An 8,452-nucleotide genomic window follows, 5' to 3' on the forward strand; every position below is an offset into this window, starting at 1 on the left:
ACTATAATTCATTTTATTATTAGAATTAGTTAATAATATCCCTGATTTCTATGGTCATTATGAGGGCGTTCTGTTCGTTTCAAAGGAATTGACATACCGCCAGTAGACTCTAGCCAATCATACAGATCATGATTTAATTGCTTGATTATTTCTTGATATTCCGGAGCTCCTATCAAATTAGTAGTCTCATCCGGATCATTCTTTAAATCATAAAATTCATTGGTGTCCCAAATTCCATGATAACGAATATATTTATAATCATCCGTACGCACACCATGCATAGTTGGAGTCTGTGGAAATTCATGCTCCCAATAATACTCATAAAAAACACGTTTTCTCCATTCCACCTGCTCGTTCCTCAGTAGGGGTAGAAATGAATGCCCTACCATTTGCTCAGCTTTATCAAGTCCCGCACAAGCCAGTATAGTCGGAGCAACATCTACATTTTGTATCATTTGCTCTATCACTTGCCCTCCTTTAAATAAAGAAGGAGACCACACTAACATCGGTACACGTACAGATTCCTCATAAAATTGACGCTTATCAATCAATCCATGTTCACCCCACGCAAAGCCATTATCCCCCATATAGATCACTAGTGTATTTTCAGCTAAACCATTTTCTATTAGATAATCTAATACAGATCCTATACTTTCATCAACCGAACGTAAAGTCTCACAATAATTTCGGACCTGCGTCTCCCAAGATTTCCCATGATAAGCATAATCTATTCCATGCCAGCTTTCTCGTTGATTCTTCACCCAATTAGGACTCATATTCTCACCATAGAAATTTTTACCATGAGCAGCTTTACCCGTTTGAGGGTCAATCGTAGGTAATTGAGTAATCCCATATTTGGGTGTATTAATAGTCGCAGGTAGTATCAGTTCATTATCCTTATAACAACCCTTATGACGCTTTGCCGGTAAGAAATGCCCATGTACTCCTTTATGAGATAAATAGACAAAAAAAGGATTATGGTTCTCATTCTGTTTCTTGATAAAATTTATAGCATGCTCTGTCAACAAATCTGTGACATAGGTACTATCTTCATATTGAATCCACTTTCCATTTGTATTAATACGTGGATTATAGTATTCTCCTTGTCCCTTAAAACCCTCCCAGTGATCAAATCCATGCTGGGGATCTCCAGAATCATTCCCCATGTGCCATTTTCCAAAAAACGCTGTTTTATAACCTGCTTCTTGCAAATATTGAGGAAAGAAAATAAGGCCTTCCGGTAACGGAGCTGTATTATCTACAACTGTATGCGAATGTGAATACATACCTGTCAAAATAGATGCTCTACTTGGCGATGATAATGAAGTAGTAACAAACGCATTTTTTAAATGTGCGCCTTGAGCTGCCATTCTATCCATATTAGGTGTCTGTAACCAAGGAATAGTATTCATGAACCCCATATAATCATAACGATGATCATCGGACAATATGAACACAACATTCATTGGTTTACAATCTACATCTAACTTTTCTAAGTGAAGCTTTTGAGATTCTTTTTTTGTACATCCCATAGCTAATACCCCTAGGCAAAGAATAGCGACACGTATAGATTTATTCCTGTTCATGCGATATTAGATTTTTTAGTTAAACATTTATATCTCCTTTGTAGTACGTACTCGCTATTAGGACAAGGGAAACGAGGAGCGCACCCAACGGAAAAACGTTAACGAATTATAAAAGCCTAATATCTCCTTAACTCAATCAATATAGATCCCATCCTCTTTGATCTGATACTCCAAGCCGGGTATCATCTCCTTGACCAACATCATGATGTTCTCCAACGACTCATGCTTATTGAAATGGATCGTAAGCCGGTTGGAATGATAAGCGGAAGTACGCAAATGCACCTTCACGTTGTAGACACGTTCCAAGGTTTTCAAGATTTCCTCGAAAGAGTCGTTGTTAAACAACAAGCCTCCCTCTTTCCAATCCGAGTAATCCGAGGCCACCACCTGCCGCACGTCCATCTTTCCCCGGGAAGGGATGTAGACAAGCTGCTCGTTAGGTCTCAATATACATGGAGCCACCGAGGGATCATCGGGAAGGATCTTCAAGGAACCTTCCTCCAAGGTCGTTGTTATTTTCTCTTGGTCCGGGTAGGCGGATAAATTGAACTCGGTGCCCAGCACTTGTACCCGCATCGCTTTCGTCCGCACGATGAAAGGTTGCTCGGGGCGTTTTCGCACCTTGAAATATCCCTCTCCCACCAGATAGATCTCCCGCTTATCCCCAATAAAGTCAGATGGATAAAGCAGCAAGGTACCGGAATTCAACCAAACCTCGCTACCATCGGGCAAGGTGATCCGCTCCCGCTTGCCGGAAGGCACGAACTGTTCCATAAAAGCCAGTTTCTTGACATCCCGCGCATCCCTGTATAGATAATAAGAAACACCCAACGACAACAAAGGAATCAGCCAGATAGCGGCGATACGTACCCACGCCGGGATACGCAGACGGCGGCGGGGCCTCACGCCCAATGTATTCTCCAACCGGGCGAAAGCCATCTCGCTCCGCTTATCCGCCTCCGGGAAACCGATCTCATTCCAGATATCCCGTAAAGCCTCTTCCTTTTCCCGCTCGTCTCCCGGCTCCGCCAATCGCTGATGTACCCGATCCACCATCTCCCCGGAGAACGAATGATGGAAAAAGTATTTTAATATCTTTTTTATAGGACTCATTCCTGCTTTTCTATTTTATCTTGTTTATAGGACCTCCTTTTCCCGCTTTACCCCCAAGCTATTAACACATCATAACAAGAAGGAAAGTCAATACCGCGTTCCGCAATTCCTTTAGCGCTAGGTTCAAGTGGTTTTCCACGGTCTTTTTTGAGAGTTGTAAATTCTCGGCAATCTCTGTGTTCGACAATCCCTCATTACGGCTCATCCGGTAGATCATCCTCCGCTGTGGCGGCATGGTCTCTACAATCATATCCACCAACAATCGCAAATCCTTAGCGACTAAATCCTCATAAGGCGTACTTCGCTCCTCGTCTTCCTCCGAAGCACTCTCCAAGCTCACGAGATTCACCCGGCGGGATTCGATATAATTGAACGCCGTATGCTTCGCCAGCACATAGAGGTAGGAACCGAACGTCCTCACTTCCGTGAAACGACTCCGATGCGTCCAAAGCTTTAGGAAAATCTCTTGGGTCAAGTCCTCGGCATCGTTCTCGGACTTCACGAGTCCCAGCACGAAATAATAGACTTTCAGATGGTAACGCATGAACAATTCCCGGAAAGCGGTATGATTTCCAGCGGCAAATTGTTCTAAAATGGATTTTTCATCTGTCATCTCGATTAACTCCTTTCACGATACGGTGGGAGCAAATAAAGTAATAATAACCGGCCGTAAGAACGCTTTTCTTGTTAATAAATACAAAATTGAAAGAAATCCCCCGTATATCAAGCCCTCCCTTCCCGAAGATTTAAGGCTTCTAAAGGCATCCTTTAGTCGTTTTCTCCGTACCTATTCATCTTCTACCATCCGTTGTATGATCATCCACCAGCTGTTAGAAGATCATGCAACAGCTGGTGGATGATCATACAACGGCTGATAGAATATGAAAGTCTACGCTCGAAATCCTTTAAATGTAGGTTTCTTTCGCCTAATGTGTGATGAAGAATCGCTTACCGCTTCCTTATGTTCTTTTTTTTGTCTAAGTTTGTTCCTTCAATGACATTCAATATGTATTGGTTACATCATTCTATCAATTTACTCAAGATCGTGCCCTTTTTGGGTGGTTGGTTATCCGACCGGTTGCTGGGAGACCCGGAAGGTTGGCCCCATCCTATCGTATGGTTTGGCAAAGCGATCAGCGCCGGAGAGAAAGCGTTGAATAAAGGCTCCGAGCGGGTCCTAAAAGGCGGCATACTGGCAGTCGTGCTTATCCTTGGCGTGTATTTAATCTGCGAGTGGATATTGTCGTGGGCTTGGATCATACATCCGCAGTTCAGTGGGTTGCTGACGGCTGTCGGCGTATTTTATTGCCTATCCGGAAAGACGCTTATCAAGGAAGTGAAGGCGGTGTTCGAGGCCGTGGACCGTAGCACGGAAGAAGGACGGCGGCAAGTGGCACGGATCGTGGGGAGGGATACCTCGAACTTGTCGCCGCAAGAGATACGGGCGGCGGCGTTGGAGACCTTGTCCGAGAACTTAAGCGACGGCGTGATCGCCCCGATGTTTTGGTTTGCCCTGCTGGGGTTGCCGGGGATGATGGCTTACAAGATGGTGAATACACTGGACTCGATGATCGGTTATAAGAATGAACGTTACCTTGAGTTCGGACGGATAGCGGCGCAAATCGACGATATCGCCAATTACATCCCGGCCCGCCTCACGGCCTATTTGATGTTGCTGGTCTCCAATAATTGGGGGAAAAGGGATTTCGTACGGCGTTTTGGCCCTGAACACGCAAGCCCTAATTCCGGTTATCCAGAAGCGGCCTTGGCGGCGGTCTTGGACTGCCAGTTCGGGGGGACGCACGATTATTTCGGCAAACCGGTGGAGAAGCCTTATATCGGAACGAACGCGAGGCCTTTCACGACCGAGGATATGCGTATCGCCATTCAAGTGAACAGTAATACGGAACTGTTGATGGGTGTGATCGTCACCCTTATTTTACTAATAATATAATATTAATAATATGGAAATTAGATTAAACAAACTGATAAGCGAAGCCGGTGTTTGCTCACGCCGGGAAGCGGACAATTTCATCGAGATGGAACGGGTAACCGTAAACGGCAAGCAACCGCACGTAGGCCAGAAGGTCACGGCGGAGGATGTCGTATTGGTGGACGGTGAACGCTTGAACGTAGAGAAATATATCCGCCTGCAAGAGGAGGAGAAAAAGGAGGTGCAGCAAGAAAAAGAATTACTCGGCACGCTCCGGAAAGCGAAACCCGAGAACAAGGGAGGCCGTGAAGGCGCTAAAATGGAGAAGTTCGGAAAGTTCAATAAATACGCTGCCGCCCGTAAGGCGCAGAAAGAGGGAGGCTGGAAATCCAAGACCGCCAAGCTTACCGACGAGGAGAAGTTATTGCGGGATGCCTTGCGCCCTAAGTTCGGAAAGGCACTGAGCAAATCGGCGGTGGCGCAGCGGATCGCCGCCAACCCGAAATCGGCCGCCCTTCGGAAGACGAGCAAGAACAATCCGATCAACAAGGCTAAACGTGCCGCCCACCGGAAAAACAGGAATCACGAAGGCGATGAGTAAGAAAGTGATCTTAGTGACTGGAGGACAGCGGTCCGGCAAGAGCGGATACGCACAGAGGCTCGCCTTATCGCTGTCGCCCAACCCGGTTTACCTAGCTACCTCCCGAATCTGGGACGAGGAGTTCCGGAAGCGGGTGGAACGCCACCAGCGAGACCGTGGCCCCGAGTGGACCAATATAGAGGAAGAGAAATACTTGAGCCGCCACGATCTTACCGGTCGTGTCGTGGTGATCGATTGCGTAACCCTTTGGGGGACAAATTTCTTCTTCGACAATCAAAGCGACGTGGAATTATCCCTCTCCCTCCTCAAAGCGGAGTTCGATAAACTCTCCCGACAAGATGCCTACCTGATCTTCGTGACGAACGAGCTGGGTATGGGAGGCGTGCCGATAGACGAGGTGCAACGTAAATTTACCGATATGCAAGGCTGGCTCAACCAATATATCGCCTCTAAAGCGGACGAGGTTGTCTTGATGGTCAGCGGAATCCCCGTCAAGATCAAGGAATAAGAACAACGACTTATATAAAATACTACTATCATGATACAATTTCACATCGAGGCCCCGGACAAAGGGCTGGAGGCCGCTTTACAAGACAAGATCGATAATCTGACAAAGCCGAAAGGCTCATTGGGAACGCTCGAGGCGCTCGCCCTGCAAGTGGGATTGATCCAGCAGACCTTATCGCCTGTCTTGCGTCATCCCGTGAACGTAATCTATGCTTCGGATCACGGCATCGCCGACGAGGGTGTAAGCAAATCTCCCAAGGAGGTAACTCGCCAAGTGATCCATAATTTCTTGAACGGAGGAGCGGGAGTTTGTTACCTTGCCCGCCAGCATGGGTTTGAGTTGAAGATCGTGGATGGCGGCGTGGATTTCGATTTCCCCGTTATCCCCCAACTTATCGACCGCAAGGTGCGCAAGGGAGGAACCCGTAACTTTCTTCACGAGGCGGCCATGACCGTGGAGGAGATGGAGAAAGCCCTTCAATACGGAGCCGATATCGTGACGGATTGTTACAACGAAGGCTGTAACGTGATCAGTTTCGGAGAGATGGGTATCGGGAATACGGCGGCTTCCAGCATGTGGATGACTTGCCTCACGCAAATCCCATTGATCGACTGTGTGGGGGCCGGTAGCGGACTGGACAGCGAAGGCGTACGGCATAAATACAACGTACTGAAACGCTCGTTGGAGAATTACAAAGGGGATGGAAGCGCCTTAGATGTAATGCGCTATTTCGGAGGGTATGAGATGGTTATGGCTGTAGGAGGCATGTTGCGTGCCGCCGAACTGAAGATGATTATCCTCGTGGATGGTTTTATCATGACGAATTGCGTATTGGTGGCTTCCCGCTTATATCCGGAAATGCAATCGTATTGCGTATTCGGGCATTGCGGCGACGAGGCCGGGCATAAACGAGTACTGGATTTTTTGGGGGCAAAAGCATTGCTCGATCTAGGGCTACGGCTGGGAGAAGGTTCCGGCTCGGTATGCGCTTACCCGATACTCGACTCCGCCGTTCGCATGATCAACGAGATGCATAGTTTCAAGCAAGCGGCAATCACCAAATATTTCTGATATGTTGCGGATACTCGCTGCGTTTATATTCTTTACTCGGTTACCGTTCTGGCGGTTGGCGGAGGTTCCGGCGGCCTGTTTCAAGAATATCGTGAGCCATTGGGCGTTGGTCGGTTGGCTGACGGCTGGTTTGTCGGTATTGGTATTGTACGCTACCTCCTTGATTCTTCCGCCATCCGTGGCGATCTTATGCGCCATGATTGCCCGATTGCTGATAACTGGCTGCCTGCATGAGGACGGGCTGGCGGATTTCTTCGACGGTTTCGGCGGCGGCACGAGCCGGGAACGCATATTGGCGATCATGAAAGACTCGCATATAGGCAGCTATGGGGTAATCGGACTGATTTTCTACTTCGGACTGTTCTACCTACTAGTAAGCAGTCTCCCGATCGAGCTAGCGGGATGTGCCATACTGGCTGGAGATCCTTTTTGCAAAGGTGTCTCCAGCATGATCATCAATCGCCTGCCTTACGCGAGGAAAGAGGAGGAAGCCAAGAACAAGACCGTATATAGCCGAATGACCTCTCGAGAATATGTATTTAGCATCATTTGTGCTTTCTTACCGTTATTATGGCTTCCCCAACCTGTTTACTTACTAGCGGGTATATTCCCGGTTATCACTTGGTACTTCCTCACCTCTTTCATGAAGAGAAAGATACAAGGATATACGGGAGACTGCTGTGGAGCGACTTTTCTTCTTTGTGAGTTAAGCTTCTATATGGGTTTCGTGATCATCTATCAAACTATATAATTATGGAGATTTATTTAATCAGACATACCTCTGTCGATGTTCCCGCCGGCTACGCCTACGGGCAAACCGATGTTCCATTGAAACCGACCTTCGAGGAAGAGGCGGAAGAGGTAAAAAAAGGCTTGAGCGATCATACGTTCGATAAGGTTTGGACAAGTCCCCTTACCCGCTGCGTGCGCTTAGCTAATTATTGCGGCTTTCCGGAGGCGGAAAGAGAAGACCGTATCAAGGAGGTGAATTTCGGGGAGTGGGAAATGAAGTCATGGAATGAGCTATCCTCCGATCCCCGCTCAGAGGCTTGGTTCAAGGATTGGGTTAATAACCCGACTCCAAACGGTGAATCCCTACAAGATCAATACGACCGGGTTAGCGACTTCTTGAATGAGCTTCGCAAAAGCGGGCTGCAAAAGGTATGCCTGTTCGCGCATGGCGGGGTATTGACTTGTGCCCGGGTCTACGCTGGCGAATATCCTTTGCAAGACGCTTTTAAGAACGTACCCTCTTACGGGGCTATCGTAAAATTAGTGCTGGATTAACCAAAATCCGGCACATTTCGAAAGGATAAGATGCGGCACGCCACATCTCTACAACGGCTGGTGTATATACCAAAAAAAGGAGCCAATCTTTCGACTGACTCCTTTCACCTAAGACGGCGGCTACCTACTCTTCCACTGTTACGCAGTACCATCGGCGTGACGAGGCTTAACTTCTCTGTTCGGAATGGGAAGAGGTGGATCCCTCGTGCTATAGCCACCTTAATTTCGTTTTGTAAGATTTTGACCGGACATCAATCCGAAGAGACCAGCTTCGCCTTATCGCCTTAAAATATATCAACCTTCACGTGAGGAAAGTCCCGGGCTATTAGTACCACTCGGCTCGGACGTCGCCG

The 8,452-nt window shown here is 47.4% G+C and carries 9 protein-coding genes and 1 rRNA gene; 6 read left to right on the forward strand and 4 right to left on the reverse strand.

The annotated features are described in order from the left end of the window. Nucleotides 1-29: 29 nt before the first annotated feature. The 3 genes from DWX33_RS12795 to DWX33_RS12805 form a co-directional block, all read right to left on the reverse strand. Nucleotides 30-1,586, reverse strand: a complete 1,557-nt coding sequence (locus DWX33_RS12795; protein WP_233570180.1) for a sulfatase — start codon at nt 1,584-1,586, stop codon at nt 30-32. A 132-nt stretch (nt 1,587-1,718) separates the two neighbouring features. After that, nucleotides 1,719-2,699, reverse strand: coding sequence for a FecR family protein (locus tag DWX33_RS12800; RefSeq protein WP_122380515.1), 981 nt, complete (start codon nt 2,697-2,699; stop codon nt 1,719-1,721). Between the two features lie 61 nt (nt 2,700-2,760). Then, nucleotides 2,761-3,312, reverse strand: coding sequence for an RNA polymerase sigma-70 factor (locus DWX33_RS12805; RefSeq protein WP_122377504.1), 552 nt, complete (start codon nt 3,310-3,312; stop codon nt 2,761-2,763). A 381-nt stretch (nt 3,313-3,693) separates the two neighbouring features. Between DWX33_RS12805 and cbiB the strand changes: the two genes are divergently transcribed. From cbiB to cobC, 6 genes are read left to right on the forward strand one after another with little or no spacing between them, the layout of a single operon-like run. After that, nucleotides 3,694-4,653, forward strand: coding sequence for an adenosylcobinamide-phosphate synthase CbiB (gene cbiB, locus DWX33_RS12815; protein ID WP_057329256.1), 960 nt, complete (start codon nt 3,694-3,696; stop codon nt 4,651-4,653). Nucleotides 4,654-4,663: 10 nt separating this feature from the next. After that, the gene (locus DWX33_RS12820) at nt 4,664-5,233 is read left to right on the forward strand and encodes a S4 domain-containing protein (RefSeq protein ID WP_009276779.1); all 570 of its coding nucleotides are present in this window, start codon (nt 4,664-4,666) and stop codon (nt 5,231-5,233) included. Next, complete coding sequence (locus DWX33_RS12825) at nt 5,226-5,741, forward strand: bifunctional adenosylcobinamide kinase/adenosylcobinamide-phosphate guanylyltransferase (RefSeq protein ID WP_022192099.1); 516 nt, start codon at nt 5,226-5,228, stop codon at nt 5,739-5,741. The genes DWX33_RS12820 and DWX33_RS12825 overlap by 8 nt, the downstream gene beginning before the upstream one ends. A 30-nt stretch (nt 5,742-5,771) precedes the next feature. Continuing rightward, a complete protein-coding gene (cobT, locus tag DWX33_RS12830) occupies nt 5,772-6,812 on the forward strand; it encodes a nicotinate-nucleotide--dimethylbenzimidazole phosphoribosyltransferase (protein ID WP_005865457.1) in 1,041 nt (346 codons plus the stop codon). A 1-nt stretch (nt 6,813) separates the two neighbouring features. Beyond that, nucleotides 6,814-7,563 (forward strand): adenosylcobinamide-GDP ribazoletransferase, encoded by a 750-nt coding sequence (locus tag DWX33_RS12835; RefSeq protein ID WP_008774499.1) that lies wholly within the window; start codon nt 6,814-6,816, stop codon nt 7,561-7,563. A gap of 2 nt (nt 7,564-7,565) precedes the next feature. Further along, on the forward strand, nt 7,566-8,099 hold the full coding sequence (gene cobC / locus DWX33_RS12840; protein WP_005855050.1) for an alpha-ribazole phosphatase: 534 nt from the start codon (nt 7,566-7,568) through the stop codon (nt 8,097-8,099). A 111-nt stretch (nt 8,100-8,210) separates the two neighbouring features. Here the strand turns inward: cobC and rrf are convergent. Continuing rightward, nucleotides 8,211-8,321 (reverse strand): 5S ribosomal RNA (rrf, locus tag DWX33_RS12845). Between the last annotated feature and the right edge of the window lie 131 nt (nt 8,322-8,452).

Source organism: Parabacteroides sp. AF19-14, assembly GCF_003635485.1.
GTDB lineage: Bacteria > Bacteroidota > Bacteroidia > Bacteroidales > Tannerellaceae > Parabacteroides > Parabacteroides distasonis.

Coding starts and splice junctions, on each gene's coding strand:
- DWX33_RS12825 (WP_022192099.1), top strand. CDS start 5,226: ATGAGTAAGAAAGTGATCTTAGTGACTGGAGGACAGCGGTCCGGCAAG.
- cbiB (WP_057329256.1), top strand. CDS start 3,694: ATGACATTCAATATGTATTGGTTACATCATTCTATCAATTTACTCAAG.
- DWX33_RS12795 (WP_233570180.1), bottom strand. CDS start 1,586: ATGAACAGGAATAAATCTATACGTGTCGCTATTCTTTGCCTAGGGGTA.
- DWX33_RS12820 (WP_009276779.1), top strand. CDS start 4,664: ATGGAAATTAGATTAAACAAACTGATAAGCGAAGCCGGTGTTTGCTCA.
- DWX33_RS12835 (WP_008774499.1), top strand. CDS start 6,814: ATGTTGCGGATACTCGCTGCGTTTATATTCTTTACTCGGTTACCGTTC.
- cobC (WP_005855050.1), top strand. CDS start 7,566: ATGGAGATTTATTTAATCAGACATACCTCTGTCGATGTTCCCGCCGGC.
- cobT (WP_005865457.1), top strand. CDS start 5,772: ATGATACAATTTCACATCGAGGCCCCGGACAAAGGGCTGGAGGCCGCT.
- DWX33_RS12805 (WP_122377504.1), bottom strand. CDS start 3,312: ATGACAGATGAAAAATCCATTTTAGAACAATTTGCCGCTGGAAATCAT.
- DWX33_RS12800 (WP_122380515.1), bottom strand. CDS start 2,699: ATGAGTCCTATAAAAAAGATATTAAAATACTTTTTCCATCATTCGTTC.